Source organism: Neisseria sp. HMSC074B07 (assembly GCF_001810355.1).
Lineage (GTDB): Bacteria > Pseudomonadota > Gammaproteobacteria > Burkholderiales > Neisseriaceae > Neisseria.
Map to the genome: position 1 here is coordinate 1 of NZ_KV800956.1, position 16,405 is coordinate 16,405.

The 16,405-nt window shown below is 53.5% G+C and carries 16 protein-coding genes; 9 read left to right on the plus strand and 7 right to left on the minus strand.

Features of this window, described 5'->3' with window-relative positions:
• Positions 1-41 precede the first annotated feature (41 nt).
• Both HMPREF2726_RS08735 and HMPREF2726_RS08740 read right to left on the minus strand, forming a co-directional pair.
• Positions 42-527 carry a DUF4189 domain-containing protein gene (locus HMPREF2726_RS08735; protein ID WP_009311489.1) on the minus strand — a complete coding sequence of 162 codons (486 nt, stop codon included), beginning with the start codon at positions 525-527 and terminating at the stop codon, positions 42-44.
• A 125-nt stretch (positions 528-652) separates the two neighbouring features.
• Positions 653-1,009: a winged helix-turn-helix transcriptional regulator gene (locus HMPREF2726_RS08740; protein WP_009311490.1), complete on the minus strand. Its 357-nt coding sequence runs from the start codon at positions 1,007-1,009 to the stop codon at positions 653-655.
• Positions 1,010-1,172: 163 nt separating this feature from the next.
• On the opposite strand from HMPREF2726_RS08740, the gene HMPREF2726_RS08745 reads away from it, so the two are divergent.
• Together HMPREF2726_RS08745 and tpx are read left to right on the plus strand one after the other, a co-directional pair.
• Positions 1,173-2,045: a pirin family protein gene (locus HMPREF2726_RS08745; RefSeq protein ID WP_009311491.1), complete on the plus strand. Its 873-nt coding sequence runs from the start codon at positions 1,173-1,175 to the stop codon at positions 2,043-2,045.
• Positions 2,046-2,340: 295 nt separating this feature from the next.
• Positions 2,341-2,835, plus strand: coding sequence for a thiol peroxidase (tpx, locus tag HMPREF2726_RS08750; protein ID WP_009311492.1), 495 nt, complete (start codon positions 2,341-2,343; stop codon positions 2,833-2,835).
• A gap of 71 nt (positions 2,836-2,906) precedes the next feature.
• Here tpx and HMPREF2726_RS14155 read toward each other — a convergent pair whose 3' ends face one another.
• From HMPREF2726_RS14155 to miaA, 4 genes are all read right to left on the minus strand, one after another.
• Positions 2,907-3,071 carry a hypothetical protein gene (locus HMPREF2726_RS14155; RefSeq protein ID WP_003760121.1) on the minus strand — a complete coding sequence of 55 codons (165 nt, stop codon included), beginning with the start codon at positions 3,069-3,071 and terminating at the stop codon, positions 2,907-2,909.
• Positions 3,071-3,976: an oxygen-dependent coproporphyrinogen oxidase gene (gene hemF, locus HMPREF2726_RS08755; RefSeq protein WP_009311493.1), complete on the minus strand. Its 906-nt coding sequence runs from the start codon at positions 3,974-3,976 to the stop codon at positions 3,071-3,073. The genes HMPREF2726_RS14155 and hemF overlap by 1 nt, the downstream gene beginning before the upstream one ends.
• A gap of 161 nt (positions 3,977-4,137) precedes the next feature.
• Positions 4,138-4,860 (minus strand): tRNA adenosine(34) deaminase TadA, encoded by a 723-nt coding sequence (tadA, locus tag HMPREF2726_RS08760; protein ID WP_036529156.1) that lies wholly within the window; start codon positions 4,858-4,860, stop codon positions 4,138-4,140.
• 15 nt (positions 4,861-4,875) lie between these two features.
• Positions 4,876-5,817, minus strand: a complete 942-nt coding sequence (gene miaA, locus HMPREF2726_RS08765) for a tRNA (adenosine(37)-N6)-dimethylallyltransferase MiaA (protein WP_009311495.1) — start codon at positions 5,815-5,817, stop codon at positions 4,876-4,878.
• A gap of 264 nt (positions 5,818-6,081) precedes the next feature.
• Between miaA and HMPREF2726_RS08770 the strand changes: the two genes are divergently transcribed.
• The gene (locus tag HMPREF2726_RS08770) at positions 6,082-6,663 is read left to right on the plus strand and encodes a superoxide dismutase (protein ID WP_003777725.1); all 582 of its coding nucleotides are present in this window, start codon (positions 6,082-6,084) and stop codon (positions 6,661-6,663) included.
• 178 nt (positions 6,664-6,841) lie between these two features.
• On the opposite strand, the gene HMPREF2726_RS08775 is transcribed toward HMPREF2726_RS08770, so the two are convergent.
• Positions 6,842-8,215: a DEAD/DEAH box helicase gene (locus HMPREF2726_RS08775; protein WP_009311496.1), complete on the minus strand. Its 1,374-nt coding sequence runs from the start codon at positions 8,213-8,215 to the stop codon at positions 6,842-6,844.
• Between the two features lie 337 nt (positions 8,216-8,552).
• On the opposite strand from HMPREF2726_RS08775, the gene HMPREF2726_RS08780 reads away from it, so the two are divergent.
• The 6 genes from HMPREF2726_RS08780 to HMPREF2726_RS08805 all read left to right on the plus strand — a co-directional run bounded on the left by HMPREF2726_RS08780 (position 8,553) and on the right by HMPREF2726_RS08805 (position 16,312).
• Positions 8,553-9,500 (plus strand): class I SAM-dependent methyltransferase, encoded by a 948-nt coding sequence (locus HMPREF2726_RS08780; RefSeq protein ID WP_070603030.1) that lies wholly within the window; start codon positions 8,553-8,555, stop codon positions 9,498-9,500.
• Positions 9,501-9,665: 165 nt separating this feature from the next.
• Positions 9,666-10,505 carry a KPN_02809 family neutral zinc metallopeptidase gene (locus tag HMPREF2726_RS08785; protein WP_070603032.1) on the plus strand — a complete coding sequence of 280 codons (840 nt, stop codon included), beginning with the start codon at positions 9,666-9,668 and terminating at the stop codon, positions 10,503-10,505.
• A gap of 121 nt (positions 10,506-10,626) precedes the next feature.
• Complete coding sequence (locus tag HMPREF2726_RS08790) at positions 10,627-12,009, plus strand: phosphomannomutase/phosphoglucomutase (protein ID WP_070603035.1); 1,383 nt, start codon at positions 10,627-10,629, stop codon at positions 12,007-12,009.
• Between the two features lie 37 nt (positions 12,010-12,046).
• A complete protein-coding gene (locus HMPREF2726_RS14725) occupies positions 12,047-12,325 on the plus strand; it encodes a hypothetical protein (RefSeq protein ID WP_003760145.1) in 279 nt (92 codons plus the stop codon).
• A 272-nt stretch (positions 12,326-12,597) separates the two neighbouring features.
• On the plus strand, positions 12,598-14,508 hold the full coding sequence (locus tag HMPREF2726_RS08800; protein ID WP_070603044.1) for an alpha-amylase family protein: 1,911 nt from the start codon (positions 12,598-12,600) through the stop codon (positions 14,506-14,508).
• Between the two features lie 385 nt (positions 14,509-14,893).
• A complete protein-coding gene (locus HMPREF2726_RS08805) occupies positions 14,894-16,312 on the plus strand; it encodes an MFS transporter (protein ID WP_070603037.1) in 1,419 nt (472 codons plus the stop codon).
• Positions 16,313-16,405: the final 93 nt, after the last annotated feature.

Below are 16,405 nucleotides of genomic sequence, written 5' to 3' on the forward strand. Positions count from 1 at the left end.
TTGGGGGCCAGTTCAGTTTTCAGACGACCTTTTTACACCGTTTATTGCGATTTCAAGCGGTTCAACAACGTTTTGACCGTACCGCCGTAATAAGCGCTTGAAGTACAGTACACCGTTTCCAAGCCGCATTGACCTTGCGAGCCGTATTTCTTGATGCACTGATTCAGCGCAACCTGATGCACGCTCTTAAAGCGCGGCGAAGTAATCACAACCGCATTGTTTGTCGTCAGCCTGCCTTCCGATTTCGGGTATGCGACGGCGATGCAGGTGTTATGAAGCGGAACAACGGATTTACAGCCTGTCGCCTCACCGTTTTGCACGCCGGAAAGCGTGTCCTGCCCGCGGCAAAACGCTTCCAATTCCGCATTTGCCTCGATTTGCGACATATTTTCTTTAGTCGTTTTAATCAGCAGCGCATCATTGCTGTCTTGCGGGTTCTGCCACATGGCGAGATAACCATAAGTATCCGCTGCATTTGCGCCTGCTGACAAAATGGTGGCGATAAGTGCCGTTACAATTTTTTTCATTATTGATTCCAAATGCTTATGTCGTTATGTTTGACTGTCATCATTATAAAGCAAAGCCCGTTGCGAATATATGCCCGCATCACTTTTCATTTTAAAGGCCTGACCAAGAGGTCGTCTGAAACGGCTTACTCCTGCGGCTGTTTTCTGTGTTTCACGCATTCTGCGGCATATTGCTCGCCCCAGCGGTGCATCGCCTCGATGACGGGCATCAATGTCCGTCCGAACGCGGTCAGCGAATACTCCACCTTCGGCGGCACCTGCGGATACACTTCGCGATGGACAATGCCGTCGTGCTCCAACTCGCGCAGCTGCAACGTCAACATCCGCTGGGTAACGCCTGCCAGCAGACGCTGCAATTCGTTGAATCGTCGGGTTTCCCCGTGTAAATAATATAAAATCAACACCTTCCACTTGCCGCCGATAATATCCAAAGTATTAACGACCGGACAGCAGGCGCCGTGTGTCGGTTCTGTTTCCGCCATTATTGACCTCCGAATGACAGTATAAAAATTGTGCGTACTTGTTAATAAGTTTGTACCCCATATAATACATGCAACAAAGTATGGCAACCACAACATTATTAATTTCATTACACAAAGGTCGTCTGAAAAGGTTTCAGACGACCCCACAAGAAGGAACCTCACCATGCGCAACGTCAAACAAATCTACCGTGCAAACAGCCAACACTGGGTCGGCGACGGCTTCCTCGTCCAACCCTTGTTCTCCCACATGGGGGAAGACCGCGGCACCAACCCTTTCCTGATGCTCGACTACGCCGCACCCTATGAATTCTCCCCCAACGAAGCCCGCAGCCCGCGCGGTGTCGGCCAACACCCGCACAAAGGCTTTGAAACCGTTACCATCGCCTACCACGGCGAAGTGGCACACCGCGACTCCAGCGGCGGAGGCGGCATCATTTACGAAGGCGACGTGCAATGGATGACCGCAGGCTCGGGCATCATCCATGAAGAATTCCACTCCGAAAACTTCAGCAAAAAAGGCGGACTGTTTGAAATGGTCCAACTTTGGGTCAACCTGCCCGCCAAAGACAAAAACACGCCGCCGCGCTATCAGCATCTCGCCAAAGCCGGTATCCCCGTGGTTGAGCTCCCTGACGAAGCAGGCCGCCTGCGGCTGATTGCCGGAGAATACAAAGGCGTAAAAGGCGCAGCCGACACCTTCACCGAAATGAACGTCTGGGACATCGTTTTGAATGCCGGTAAAAAAGCCGTATTGGAAATACCCGAAGCCCACAACCTGTCCATGGTCGTCCTGCGGGGCAACGTTACCCTAAACGGCAAAGAGCAGGCAGGCGCTGGACAACTGGTCGGCTTTGAGAAAAGCGGCGGCAACGTACACATAGAAGCCGACAGCGAAGAAGTCAAAATCCTTTTGCTCTCCGGCGTCCCGATTGACGAACCCGTCGTCGGCTATGGTCCGTTTGTGATGAATACTACCGAAGAAATCCGCCAAGCCATCAGCGATTTCAAAAGCGGCAAATTCGGTAGCATTGATTGAGCCTCTGCGCCGAAACAAAATAGGCTGTATCCACAGGCAGGTTTCTCGTGCTGAAACGGAGATCACGCGTTTCATTATAGTGGATTAAATTTAAATCAGGACAAGGCGAGACAACGCCGTACTGGTTTAAAGTTAAGCCACTATAAAATCCAATAGACAGTGGTTTCGGCTATACTGTCGGCTGTCGCGGCGTTGGCCCATTTTGCTGTGCGCAATCTGTAAGCTCTCGCCCGATACCGATAACCGATTCATTTCGCTCTATTTATTTTCCGTCAACCCCAAAAAGGAAACCCTTATGGCTCAAATTACCTTCCACGACAACCCTGTCCACACTTCCGGCGACCTGCCTGCCGTCGGTCAAACCGCGCCTGCATTCAGCCTGACCGCTGCCGACCTGTCCGACAAAACTTTGGCGGATTTTGCGGGCAAACGCAAAGTATTGAACATTTTCCCAAGCGTCGACACCGGCGTGTGCGCCCAATCCGTGCGTACGTTTAACCAACGCGCGTCTTCTTTGGACAACGCGGTTGTGCTGTGCATTTCAGCCGACCTGCCGTTTGCCCAAGCGCGTTTCTGCGGCGCGGAAGGTTTGGACAATGTTGTGAACCTGTCTACGTTCCGCAGCAGCTTTGCCGCCGATTACGGCGTCGCCCTGACCGACAGCCCGTTGCGCGGACTGACTGCGCGTGCCGTTGTGGTTTTGGACGAAAACAACAAAGTCCTGCACAGCGAACTGGTTGCCGAAATTGCCAACGAGCCTGATTACGACGCGGCTTTGGCTGTTTTGTAAACAAGGGGGTTTTAAAGCTGAAAAAGGTCGTCTGAAAAGTTTTCAGACGACCTTTTGTCTTTCTTCCTAAACTATTTCGCAGGCGGCTTCAATTCAAACACTTCAGGATGCGCCTTGAAATACTCTACGGCGATAAATCCGCCGCCGATGATGATCACCAGGAACACCGCCATGACAATCATGGCAAGGATGAATTTGTCCGAAGGATGGGCGTCGGGCTTGCGTTTATCCGCCATTATTTCATCTCCGAGAGCCAGTCGCGGGCGGTGAGAAACTCGTTCAGCCGCGCTTCGGGCGAACCTTCTTCCGGCGCGTATTGATACTCGAAACGCACCAAAGGCGGCATGGACATCAAAATGCTTTCCGTGCGCCCGCCGCTTTGCAGGCCGAATAGCGTGCCCCTGTCCCAAACCAAATTAAATTCCACATAACGACCGCGCCGGTAAAGCTGAAAATCACGTTCGCGTTCGCCGTACGGCGTGTTTTTGCGTTTCGCCACAATCGGCAGATACGCTTCGATGTAGCCTTCGCCGACCGCCTTGATGAACTTCAGGCAGGTGTCGAAATCCCAGCGGTTCAAATCGTCGAAAAACAAACCGCCCACGCCGCGCGTTTCGCCGCGGTGTTTCAGGTAAAAATACTCGTCGCACCATTTTTTGAACTCGGGATAAACCGCTTCCCCAAACGGCGCGCACACGTCCCGCGCCACCGTGTGCCAATGCAAAATATCTTCTTCAAACAGATAAAACGGCGTCAAATCAAAGCCGCCGCCGAACCACCACACAGGCTCGCCGCCTTCCGGATACGCGATAAAAAAGCGCACGTTCGCATGGCTGGTCGGTACATACGGATTTTTCGGATGAATCACCAGCGACACACCCATTGCCTCAAACGCTGCGCCCGCCAGTTCAGGACGGTGCGCCGTCGCCGAAGCGGGCATTTTACTGTCCTTCACATGCGAAAAATTCACGCCCGCCTGCTCGAATACCGCGCCGTTTTTCAAGACGCGGGTTTCGCCCACGCCCAATTTGCCCGTCCATTCTTCACGCGCAAACACCGCCCCGCCGTCTTCTTGCTCAAGTGCAGCGCAGATTTGGTTTTGCAGGTTTTTTAATACGGTTAAAACGGTTTCGGTGTGCATGGCGGGTTCCTTATGGATGGGGTCGTCTGAAAACCGTATTTTAATACGGCGCGCCGGATATTTATCAGAATTGCTGAAAAACGGGATGAAACAAAGTGCGCAATCTCTCAAAAGGTCGTCTGAAATCTTGGATTTAAGCTTTCAGACGACCTTTTTTGCGCTTAATACTGTTTGCGCCTCGTCTGAAAAAATGCCTGCAAAACGGCTTTGCATTCGTCTTCCAAGATGCCGCCTTTGATTGCCGTGTGCTTGTTCAGCAGCGGGTTGGCAAACAGATTGACAACGCTGCCCGCGGCGCCGGTTTTGGGTTCTGCCGCGCCGTAGATGACGCGGCGGACGCGGGCTTGGATGATGGCGGAGGCGCACATGGCGCAGGGTTCGAGCGTGATGTAGAGGTCGCAGCCGTCGAGGCGGTAGTTCTGAAGGGCGGCACCTGCGGCGGCAAGGGCGCGGATTTCGGCGTGGCGGCTGATGTCGTGGTCGCTGACGCAGGTGTTGTGGGCGGCGGCGATGATTTGGTTGTTGGAGACGATGACCGCGCCGACGGGGATTTCGCCGATGCGGGCGGATTGTTCTGCCTGCACTAAGGCGGCGCGCATGAAGGTTTCCATTTCAGACGATGTGGGGAAAACGGCGACGGGCGGATGGTTTTTAAGGGCTTGTTCCAAAGCGGTTTTCTGCGTTTGCGGTAGGTCTTGAGGTTTGATACCGAGCAGCAGGGCTTCGAGTTGCCAAAGCGTGCTGCGGGTGACGGTCAGTCCGGCGGCTTTGAGCAGTAGGAAGGCTTGGACGGAACCGGTGTCGTGCAGCTCCTCTACGCTGCGGATGCCGAGGGCTTGCAGGGCGGCTAAGGTTTGCGGGGCGACGGGCGGCGTGGTCAACAGGGTCGGCATGGCGTTTTAGATTTGGAAATGGCGGCGGACGAGTGCCAAGGTCGTCTGAACGTGGTTGCCGTCGGTGTAGGGGTCGATGCTGTGCGCCAATGGGATTTTGCGCAGCCAAGTGAGTTGGCGTTTGGCAAGCTGGCGGGTGGCGGCGATGCCTTTTTCGACAAAGGTGTCGTAATCGGTCAAGCCTTCGAGGTAATCCCATGCCTGTCGGTAGCCGACGCAGCGCATGGCGGGCATATCGGCGGTCAGCTCGGGATATTTTTGGCGCAGGGCGCGCATTTCGTCGATGAAGCCTTGTTCCAGCATTTGCGTGAAACGGCGGGCGATGTTTTCGTGCAGCAAGGCGCGGTTTTCGGGAATCAGGGCGGTGGTGCAGAGGTCGAGCGGCGGGGTGTAGTCGGCTTTTTCGGCAAAATGCGCGCTTAAGGGCTTGCCGGTCAGGCGGTACACTTCCAAAGCGCGTTCGATACGTTGGCTGTCGTTCGGTTTCAGACGACCTGCGGTTTCAGGGTCTATGGTCTGCAGGCTTTGATACAGATGCGCCAAGCCGTATTGTTGTTTTTCTTCCTGCAACCGGGCGCGCACAGCGACATCGGCTTCGGGCAGGTCGTTCAAGCCTTCGGTCAGCGCGTGGAAATACATCATCGTGCCGCCGACAATCAAAGGCAGCCTGCCGCGCGCGCGGATTTCCTCCGCCAGCCGCACGCAGTCGCCGACAAACTCCGCCGCGCTGTAAGACTCCGTCGGCGGGATGATGTCGATAAGGTGGTGCGGCACGGCTTCAAGCTCGGCAGCCGTCGGCTTTGCCGTGCCGATATCCATATCACGGTACACCAGCGCGGAATCGAGGCTGATGATTTCGACCGGCAGGGCTTCGGCGATTTTCAAGGCAAGGGCGGTTTTCCCGCCGGCAGTCGGGCCGAGGATGGCAAAGGCTTTTGGGGTGTTCATATCAAAAGGAGCATGGGGAAACGGACGGATTATAGCAAAAGGTCGTCTGAAATCATTGCTTCATTCATGATAAATATCTGTATCGACACCCGATTTCCCTCAATTTTTCTCAAACTGCAACAGGATCGAAATATCGGCCTGCCCTAGTTTCTTTAATCTAAAGCAGGTAAAATGGCAGCCGTTGCCTGATGCGGGCGAACACCCGCACCATCCGACGAACACTACCAAAATACAATCATATATAAATAATTTAGGAGCACTAAAATGGAACATAAGCTGCCACAACTGCCTTATGAACTGGACGCATTGTCCCCACATCTGAGCAAAGAGACTTTGGAGTTCCACTACGGCAAACACCATCAAACCTACATCACCAATCTGAACAATCAAATCAAAGGTACCGAATTTGAAAACCTGCCTTTGGAAGAGATTGTGAAAAAATCTTCAGGCGGCGTGTTCAACAACGCAGCCCAAACTTGGAACCACACCTTCTACTGGCTGGGTTTCACGCCTAAAGGTCAAGGCAAACCTTCCGGCGAACTGGCCGCCGCCATCGACGCCAAATGGGGCAGCTTCGAAAAATTCCAAGAAGCATTCTCCGCTTGCGCGGCAGGCACTTTCGGTTCCGGTTGGGCATGGCTGGTGAAAACCCCTGCCGGCGAATTGGATTTGGTTTCCACTTCCAACGCGGCAACTCCGCTGACCACTGAAAACACTCCGCTGCTGACCTGCGACGTATGGGAACACGCCTACTACATCGACTACCGCAACAGCCGTCCCAACTACCTGAAAGGTTTCTGGGAAATCGTCAACTGGGACGAAGTCGCCAAACGCTTTGCTGCTTAAGTTGAACGTTTAAAATAAAAGGTCGTCTGAAATCAATTTTCAGACGACCTTTTTGTTAGGCAACGCGGTATCAAGGTTTCTTCATATAGTGGATTAATTTTAAACCAGTACGGCATTGCCTCGCCTTGTCCTGATTTAAATTTAATCCACTATAGGCGCTATTGATTTGACTTTAGCATCAGCCTCTTTTCGCTGGACGGCTTGGTTTCGAGCCGAAAGAATCGTTGGCTTTACGTTTGCCTTTGAAGCCTTCGCCGCCTTTCTTAAATCCTTCTTTTTTGAAACCTTCGCCGCGCGATTTGCCGCCGAAGCCTTCTTTACCCGGTTTCTTATCGCCGCGCCAGCCGCCGGATTTTCTATCGCCCCAGCCGCCTTTGCCTTTCGGCTTGCCGCCTGCGGATTTGCGCTTGCGGGTCGGTTCCATGCCTTCGACGGTCACTTCGGTCAGCTTACGGTCGATATATTTTTCGATTTTGTGCACTTTGACGTATTCGTTCACTTCGGCGAAGGTAATCGCAATACCCGTGCGCCCTGCCCGTCCGGTACGGCCGATGCGGTGAACGTAGTCTTCCGCCTGTTTCGGCAGGTCGTAGTTGATGACGTGGGTAATGGTCGGCACGTCGATACCGCGTGCGGCAACGTCGGTGGCAACCAAAATTTTGCAGCGGCCTTTGCGCAAATCCATCAGCGTGCGGTTGCGCCAGCCCTGCGGCATGTCGCCGTGCAGGCAGTTGGCGGCGAAACCTTTTTCGTACAAATCGTCGGCGATGACCTCGGTCATGGCTTTGGTGGACGTGAAAATCACGCATTGGTCGATATTGGCGTCGCGCAGGATGTAGTCGAGCAGGCGGTTTTTGTGGCGCATATCGTCGCAGTACAGCAGCTGCTCTTCGATTTTGCCCTGGTCGTCCACGCGCTCGACTTCGATGATTTCAGGGTTTTTCGTCAGTTTGCGCGCCAGCTTACCGACCGCGCCGTCCCAAGTGGCGGAGAACAATAAAGTCTGACGGTCGGTCGGGGTAGCTTCGACGATGGTTTCGATGTCGTCGATAAAGCCCATGTCCAGCATACGGTCAGCTTCGTCCAAAATCAGCACTTCCAAGCGGGCGAAGTCGACTTTGCCGCTTTGCATCAAGTCCATCAGACGACCCGGCGTGGCGACAATCAGGTCAACCGGTTTGCTCAGGGCGCGGGTTTGGTAGCCGAAAGATGCGCCGCCGACGATGCTGACGGTGCGGAACCAGCGCATATTTTTAGCATACGCCAGCGCGTTTTTCTCAACTTGCGCCGCCAATTCGCGGGTCGGCGTCAACACCAACGCGCGCGGGCCTTTGCCCGGTTTTTCGCTGCGTTTGGTCAGCCGCTGCAACGTCGGCAGCAGGAAGGCGGCGGTTTTGCCGGAGCCGGTTTGTGCCGAAGCCATGATGTCGCGGCCTTCCAAAGCAAACGGAATGGCTTGCGCCTGAATCGGCGTCGGGCTTTCGTAACCCTCGCTGCGCACGGCAGACAAAATGTTTTTATCAAGGTTCAAATCGGCAAATTTAATAGACATGGCTATCCTAAAAAGACAACAACGCGCACGTCTGAACGGTTTTCAGACGACCTGAAGCAAAGGAAAGTAACGATACGGGAAATGTGAAGTTACAGGGTTGTCGCAAGCATCTTGCTTGTGGTTAACATCGACGACAACCTGCACAGAAAGGCTTGGCAAATAAGCAAGCAATAAAAGAAACGCGCCCGAAACGGCGGTTTAGGTTGGAAGACGATGGCTTCGTATAAAAAGGCGAACGGCGGATAATATCGATTTTATGGATAACGGTCAAGCAAAAAGGCATCAAGTGCGTTAAAATCCAAACCCTTCCCAATCCTCATTCAGGCCGTCTGAAACCATGACCGACATCACCCCCTTCGCCAACCGCATGGGCAAAAACATCAAACACCTCATGAAATGGGCGAAACGCAACGGCATCGAAGCCTGGCGCATTTACGACCGCGACATCCCCCAATTCCCCTTTGCCGTCGATGTTTACGGCGACCAAATCCACCTTCAGGAATACGATACCGGCTGGCTGATGCAGCCCGAAGAATACGAAGCGTGGCTTGCCGAAGTATTGGAAGCCGTCGCCTTCGTTACCGGTTTTGCGCCCGAACAAATCCACCTCAAACGCCGCGAACGCCAAAAAGGCTTGCAGCAATACGAGAAAACCGGCAAAACCGGCGACGATTTCATCATCACTGAAAACGGTCGCAAGTTTTGGGTCAACCTCGACAAATACCTCGACACCGGCCTCTTTCTCGACCACCGCAACACGCGCAAAAAAGTCGGCGAAACCACAGCGGGCAAACGCTTCCTCAACCTGTTTTCCTACACCGGCAGCTTCACCATCTATGCCGCCACCGGCGGCGCGGCATCCAGCGAAACCGTTGATTTGTCCAACACTTATCTCGATTGGGCGAAACGCAATTTCGAACTCAACGGCATCAGCCCCGAACAACACAAAATCGTCCGCGCCGACGTGTTCCAATACCTGCAAAACGCCGCCGCCGAAGGCAAACAGTTCGACCTTATCGTCATGGATCCGCCCAGCTTCTCCAACAGCAAAAAGATGCTCGACATCCTCGACATCCAGCGCGACCACCCAAAACTCATAGCCGGTGCGATGAGCCTGCTCGCTTCAGACGGCATTTTGTACTTTTCCAACAACTTGCGCAGCTTCGTCTTGGACGATTCGGTATCGGAACAATACGCCGTCAAAGACATCTCCAAACAATCCGTTCCCGACGATTTCCGCAACAAGAAAATCCATCAGTGTTGGGAAATCAGGCACAAAGCCTGACTGTCCTCGTCGTTGGTTGAAATACCCAACGGTTTATCTGCCCAAAGGTCGTCTGAAAACTCCGTTTGGTATTTTCAGACGACCTTTTCTCATATAGGCAGGCATCACGCCACCCCTTCACGGTATAATCCGCCCCATATCACTTCACAACAAGGAACACACAAGATGGATTGGAAAGGACGCGAACAGAGTCAAAACGTAGAAGACCGACGCGGCAGCAGCGGTGGAGGCGGCGGCGGGAGGACGCCCGGCATCCTCGGCATCATCGTCGTTTTGATCGGCGCTTATTACGGCGTCGATTTGAGCGGCTTGGTCGGCACGCCTTCCATGGGTACGGGTTCAACCCAAACCTCCCAGCTCAAACCTCAAGAAGAAGCCGAGCTGAACGAACTCGCCCGCGTCGTCCTCGCCGATACGGAAAAAGCTTGGGGCAGCTATTTCAAACAACACGGACAAAATTACACCCCGACCACGCTGGTGTTATACAACGGCGGTACATCCACCGCCTGCGGCATGGGTCAATCGGCAATGGGCCCGTTTTACTGCCCGGGCGACCAAAAAGTCTATCTCGACTTAGACTTTTATAGGGATATGCAGACCAAACTCAATTCCGCCAGCGATGCCGCGTTTGCCTACGTCATCGCACACGAAGTCGGACACCACGTCCAAAACCTGCTCGGTATCCTGCCTAAAGTCCACAGAATGCAGCAGCAGGTCGGCAAAAAAGAAGCCAATGCCCTTTCCGTCAAACTCGAATTGCAGGCGGACTGCTACGCGGGCATTTGGGGGCATTACGCCGTCAACAATAATATCTTCAAACCCGAAGACATCCCCAAAGCCATGCTGGCTGCCGAATCCGTCGGCGACGACCGCCTGCAGAAAGACGGGCAGGGCTATGTTGTTCCCGATAGCTTTACACACGGCTCGTCCGAACAGCGCATGGCATGGCTCAAACGCGGTTTGGACAGCGGCGACATCAATCAATGCAACACTTTCGGCAATTGATTGAAACCGCAGTAAATGGTTATTTGATATAACCCCCAAAGGTCGTCTGAAAGCCTTCAGACGACCTTTGCCTATGTTAGAATAAGCCCGTTTTCCATTCACAATCACAAAGGAAACCATCATGGCAAACATTGCCCGCGACATCTTCAAAGCCTACGACATCCGAGGCATTGTCGGCAAAACCCTGACCAACGAAGCCGCCTACCTCATCGGCAAAGCCATCGCCACCCGAGCCGCCGAAAAAGGCATTACCCGCATCGCACTCGGACGCGACGGACGCTTGAGCGGTCCCGAACTGATGGAACACATCCAGCGCGGCTTTACCGACAGCGGCATCGACGTCCTCAATGTCGGCATGGTCGCCACCCCCATGCTGTATTTCGCCGCCATCAACGAATGCGGCGGCAGCGGCGTGATGATTACCGGCAGCCACAACCCGCCCGATTACAACGGTTTCAAAATGATGCTCGGCGGCGACACCCTCGCAGGCGAAGCCATCCAAGAACTGCTCGCCCTGATCGAAGCCGACAAACTGGTTGCCTCCGACAAAAAAGGCAGCGTGACTGAAAAAGACATCTCCGGCGAATACCACAACCACATCGTCGGCCACGTCAAACTCAAACGCCCCATGAAAATCGCCATCGACGCGGGCAACGGCGTAGGCGGCGCATTCGCAGGCAAACTCTACAAAGGTTTGGGCAACGAAGTAACCGAACTTTTCTGCGAAGTGGACGGCAATTTCCCCAACCACCATCCCGACCCTTCCAAACCAAAAAACCTGCAAGATTTGATTGCCGCGCTGAAAAACAGCGATGCCGAAATCGGCTTGGCTTTTGACGGCGATGCCGACCGCTTGGGCGTCGTCACCAAAGACGGCAACATCATCTACCCCGACCGCCAGCTCATGCTGTTCGCCCAAGACGTTTTGAGCCGCAACCCCGGCGCGAAAGTCATCTTCGACGTCAAATCCACCCGCCTGCTGGCTCCGTGGATTAAAGAACACGGCGGCGAACCCGTCATGGAAAAAACCGGCCACAGCTTCATCAAGTCCGCCATGAAAAAAACCGGCGCGCTGGTTGCCGGCGAAATGAGCGGACACGTCTTCTTCAAAGAACGCTGGTTCGGCTTCGACGACGGTCTATATGCCGGCGCGCGCCTCTTGGAAATCCTGTCTGCCTTCGACAATCCGTCTGAAGTCTTGAACAGCCTGCCGCAAAGCATTTCCACGCCCGAACTCAATATCGACCTGCCCGAAGGCAGTAACGGCCATCAGGTTATCGAAGAACTCGCCGCCAAAGCCAAATTCGAAGGCGCGGCCGAAATCATCACCATCGACGGCTTGCGCGTAGAATTCCCCGACGGCTTCGGCCTGATGCGCGCCTCCAATACCACGCCGATTTTGGTATTGCGCTTCGAGGCAGATTCCGATGAAGCCATCGAGCGGATTCAAAACCAGTTTAAAGCCGTCATTGAAAGCAATCCCGCGCTGAAATGGCCGCTGTAAACAATTAACGCTTTAAAGCTCAAAAGGTCGTCTGAAAATGAGTATCCCCGCTTTCAGACGACCTTTTGTTTCGATGTTCATGCCCTTCAAACTTACTCATGGCAACACCCTATTCTTCCAAGCCAATACGCCCAAACTTCCCCATCCAAGACCTTTGACTTCCATCAAACAAAATTATCTTCTTCAAAAACGCCCGTTGTCCTTTACCCAAGAAAATAAATACGTTCACCTCCTCATCAAATACCCAAATATTGCCTATTGGATAAATACACAGCCGACACAGCAGCAAATTATTGTTCAAAACATAAAAAAATAGAGCCATTTATCTAAAAATAACCATCCAATTAACATTAAATACCAAGCATTCAAACCCACTCCAACCCATACAAAAAAATCCATGCCGTTTTCAGACGACCCCATCCCGATTAAAAGCCTATTTTCCCAAACATTTCAGGCTACTATGCACAAACAGCTTCTTACAGTATGATGGACTTTTCGATTTTGCCTTAAGCCTGCATGCGTTTCCGCAGCACAGGCGGCAGGAATCAGGCTTCCAAACAAATCCAACTTCAACTCGGAGTAAACATCATGTTGACCCAGACCCAACAGGTCGATTTGACCCTGCATCATCTCAAAGAGCGCGCCTTGGCAGAATATAGCCCCCAACAGCGTGCGACCGTCGAAGCTTCCGAAGACTGGAAACAGTTTGACAGACGTTTGAACGAGCATTTCCCCAAGCTGATGCACGAGCTGGACAACGTTTACAACGACAACGAAGCCGTCCTGCCCATGCTGGAACAACTGATTGCACAAGCATGGCAAAGCTATTCCCAACGCGACAAGTCTCTGAAAGCCATCGATGCCGCGCGTGAGAATGACCCCGATTGGATTTTGTCCAATAAACAGGTCGGCGGCGTGTGTTATGTCGATTTGTTCGCAGGCGATTTGAAAGGCTTGAAAGCCAAAATCCCTTATTTTCAAGAGCTGGGGCTAACCTATCTGCACATGATGCCCCTGTTTAAATGCCCTGAAGGCAAAAGCGACGGCGGCTATGCGGTCAGCAGCTACCGCGACGTCAATCCGGCTTTGGGTACGATAGACGACTTGCGCGATGTCATTGCCGCGCTGCACGAAGTGGGCATTTCCGCCGTCGTCGATTTCATCTTCAACCACACGTCCAACGAACACGAATGGGCGAAACGCTGCGCCTCCGGCGACCCGCTTTACGACAATTTTTACTATATTTTCCCCGACCGCTGGATGCCCGACCAATACGACCGCACCCTGCGCGAAATCTTCCCCGACCAGCATCCGGGCGGCTTCTCACAATTAGAAGACGGACGCTGGATATGGACGACATTCAATTCCTTCCAATGGGATTTGAATTACAGCAATCCTTGGGTGTTCCGCGCCATGGCGGGCGAAATGATGTTCCTTGCCAATTTGGGCGTTGACATCCTGCGTATGGACGCCGTTGCCTTTATTTGGAAACAAATGGGTACGGATTGCGAAAACCTGCCGCAAGCCCATGCCTTAATCCGCGCATTCAACGCCGTCATGCGCATCGCCGCACCTGCCGTGTTCTTCAAATCCGAAGCCATCGTCCACCCCGACCAAGTCGTACAATACATCGCACAAGACGAATGCCAAATCGGTTACAACCCGCTGCAAATGGCATTGTTGTGGAACACCCTCGCCACCCGCGAAGTCAACCTGCTCCACCAAGCCCTCTCCTACCGCCATAACCTGCCCGACCATACCGCATGGGTCAACTATGTGCGCAGCCATGACGACATCGGCTGGACGTTTGCCGACGAAGACGCATCGCAATTCGGCATCCACGGCTACGACCACCGCCAATTCCTCAACCGCTTCTTCGTCAACCATTTCGACGGCAGCTTCGCGCGCGGTGTCCCCTTCCAATACAACCCCAACACCGGCGACTGCCGCGTCAGCGGTACTGCCGCCGCTCTCGCCGGTTTGGCGCAACACGACCCCCACGCCGTTGACCGCATCAAACTCTTGTACAGCATCGCCCTGAGTACCGGCGGTCTGCCGCTGATTTATCTCGGCGACGAAGTCGGCACGTTGAATGACGACGACTGGTCAAGCGACAGCAATAAGAGCGACGACAGCCGCTGGGCGCACCGTCCGCGTTACAACGCCGAGTTGTACGAACAACGCCACGACGCATCCACCGCAGCAGGACAAATCTATCAAGGTCTGCGCCACATGATAGACATACGCCAAAACAACCCGCGTTTGAACGGCGGCCGTCTGGTTACTTTCAACACCAACAACAAACACATCATCGGCTACATCCGTAACAACGCGCTGTTGGCGTTCGGCAACTTCAGCGAACACGCTCAAACCATCAGCGCACACACCCTGCAAGCCATGCCCGCCCGCGCCAAAGACCTCATCAGCGGCGAAACCGTGGCACTGAATCAGGATTTGGTGCTGCGCCCCTACCAAGTGATGTGGCTCGAAATCGCCTGATGATTGAGGCAGCTTAAAGACGCAAAGGTCGTCTGAAAACCGGTATTTCCCGTTTTCAGACGACCTTTTTGACAAAATATAGTGGATTAAATTTAAACCAGTACAGCGTTACCTCGTCTTAGCTCAAAGAGAACGATTCTCTAAGGTGCTGAAGCACCAAGTGAATCGGTTTCTGTACTGTCTGTACTGTCTTGCGGTTTCATCGCCTTGTCCTGATTTAGTTAAGCCACTATACATGAACGCAAGCTCATTCCCTGATTCCCAATCCAACAATCAAATCTCTAAAAAAGCGTCATTCAACAGCCATTCGGTTCGCATCCCAAAGCCTGAAAGAGCAAGCCGCCTTTCAGACGACCTACTGCCAAATCAGTTACAATTCATCCCTATGAACACGACCGAATCAAACGTTTCGGAAACGCCGCCCGTCCGCCCGTCCCGCTGGCTGCCCCTGCTTTTGGCGATTGCGATTTTTATGCAGATGCTGGACGCGACGATTCTGAACACCGCCCTGCCCGAAATCGCCAAAGATTTCCAAGTATCGCCGCTCAATATGCAGCTGGCGGCGATTTCCTATACGCTGACCGTCGCCCTACTGATTCCCTTAAGCGGCTATTTAGTGGACAGGTTCGGCACTAAAAACGTATTTTTCGGCTCGGTCGGCATTTTCATGCTTGGATCGGCATTGTGTGCAGCGGCAACCAATCTGCCCATGCTGGTGATGGCGCGGGTGATTCAGGGCATAGGCGGGTCGATGTTGGTGCCCGTACCGCGCCTGACGATTTTGCGCGTGTACGACAAATCCCAACTCTTAAACGCCATCAATTATGCCGTAATGCCCGCTCTAATCGGCCCGATATTCGGTCCTTTGGTCGGCGGCTATTTGGTGGAATACGCATCTTGGCATTGGATTTTCCTGCTAAACTTGCCCATAGGGCTGCTCGGCGTCTTGCTGGGCTGGCGGATTATGCCCGATGTCAAAGGCGAGAATACCGCGCTGGACTTGAGCGGCTACCTGACTTTCGCTTCGGCGGCATGTCTCTTAATGTTGGCAGTGGAAATGGTGTCCCACTCCGGCGCGGTTTGGTTTTCGCTCTTACTCGCCATCGGCGGCACGGCATTCGCCCTGCTCTACTACCGCCACATGAAAACCGCCGCCAACCCGATTTATGCGGCGGATTTGTTCCAAGTCCGCACCTTCCGGCTGGGGTTGACAGGTAATCTGTTCAGCCGGCTCGGCATCAGTTCTATCCCTTTTTTGCTGCCGCTACTGTTTCAAGTCGCGTTCGGCTTTGCCGCCAGCGTATCCGGCTGGCTGGTCGCGCCCGTCGCTTTCGCCTCGCTTGTTGTTAAACCGCTCATCAAGCCCCTGATGTCGCGCTTCGGCTACCGCAGCGTGTTGATTTGGAACACGCGCCTCCTCGCGATATTGATTATGCTGCTAGCCCTACCCGATGCGGACACGTCCTTAAGCATATGGATTGTCCTGCTGCTCCTCATCGGCACTTGCAACTCCATCCAATTCTCCGCCATGAACACCCTGACCATCGCCGACCTGCGCGCGCACCAAACCGGCAGCGGCAACAGCCTGATGGCAGTCAACCAACAACTCGCCATCAGTCTCGGCATTGCGCTCGGCGCACTTATCCTGCAAAACTGGTCGCAAAGCAGCTTCACCGCAGGCAACCTCCACCTTTCATTCCGCCTTACCCTCCTTTCCATCGGCTTGATTACACTCATCTCCAGCATCATATTCAGCCGCCTGCACATTTCCGACGGACGCAACCTAACGACTTCAAAAAAATAGGTTAAAATGCGAACCGTATAAACATCGAACTTCTTTTCAGACGACCCTTTTAAATATAATGGATTAACAAAAATCAGGACAAGGCGACGAAGC

Excerpts from the sequence above, each read along its gene's own strand:
- HMPREF2726_RS08770 (WP_003777725.1), top strand. The coding sequence starts at position 6,082 with ATGGAACATAAGCTGCCACAACTGCCTTATGAACTGGACGCATTGTCC.
- HMPREF2726_RS08745 (WP_009311491.1), top strand. The coding sequence starts at position 1,173 with ATGCGCAACGTCAAACAAATCTACCGTGCAAACAGCCAACACTGGGTC.
- HMPREF2726_RS08800 (WP_070603044.1), top strand. The coding sequence starts at position 12,598 with ATGTTGACCCAGACCCAACAGGTCGATTTGACCCTGCATCATCTCAAA.
- HMPREF2726_RS08785 (WP_070603032.1), top strand. The coding sequence starts at position 9,666 with ATGGATTGGAAAGGACGCGAACAGAGTCAAAACGTAGAAGACCGACGC.
- HMPREF2726_RS08790 (WP_070603035.1), top strand. The coding sequence starts at position 10,627 with ATGGCAAACATTGCCCGCGACATCTTCAAAGCCTACGACATCCGAGGC.
- hemF (WP_009311493.1), bottom strand. The coding sequence starts at position 3,976 with ATGCACACCGAAACCGTTTTAACCGTATTAAAAAACCTGCAAAACCAA.
- miaA (WP_009311495.1), bottom strand. The coding sequence starts at position 5,817 with ATGAACACCCCAAAAGCCTTTGCCATCCTCGGCCCGACTGCCGGCGGG.
- HMPREF2726_RS14155 (WP_003760121.1), bottom strand. The coding sequence starts at position 3,071 with ATGGCGGATAAACGCAAGCCCGACGCCCATCCTTCGGACAAATTCATC.
- tpx (WP_009311492.1), top strand. The coding sequence starts at position 2,341 with ATGGCTCAAATTACCTTCCACGACAACCCTGTCCACACTTCCGGCGAC.
- HMPREF2726_RS08780 (WP_070603030.1), top strand. The coding sequence starts at position 8,553 with ATGACCGACATCACCCCCTTCGCCAACCGCATGGGCAAAAACATCAAA.
- HMPREF2726_RS08775 (WP_009311496.1), bottom strand. The coding sequence starts at position 8,215 with ATGTCTATTAAATTTGCCGATTTGAACCTTGATAAAAACATTTTGTCT.
- HMPREF2726_RS08805 (WP_070603037.1), top strand. The coding sequence starts at position 14,894 with ATGAACACGACCGAATCAAACGTTTCGGAAACGCCGCCCGTCCGCCCG.
- HMPREF2726_RS08735 (WP_009311489.1), bottom strand. The coding sequence starts at position 527 with ATGAAAAAAATTGTAACGGCACTTATCGCCACCATTTTGTCAGCAGGC.
- HMPREF2726_RS08740 (WP_009311490.1), bottom strand. The coding sequence starts at position 1,009 with ATGGCGGAAACAGAACCGACACACGGCGCCTGCTGTCCGGTCGTTAAT.
- HMPREF2726_RS14725 (WP_003760145.1), top strand. The coding sequence starts at position 12,047 with ATGAGTATCCCCGCTTTCAGACGACCTTTTGTTTCGATGTTCATGCCC.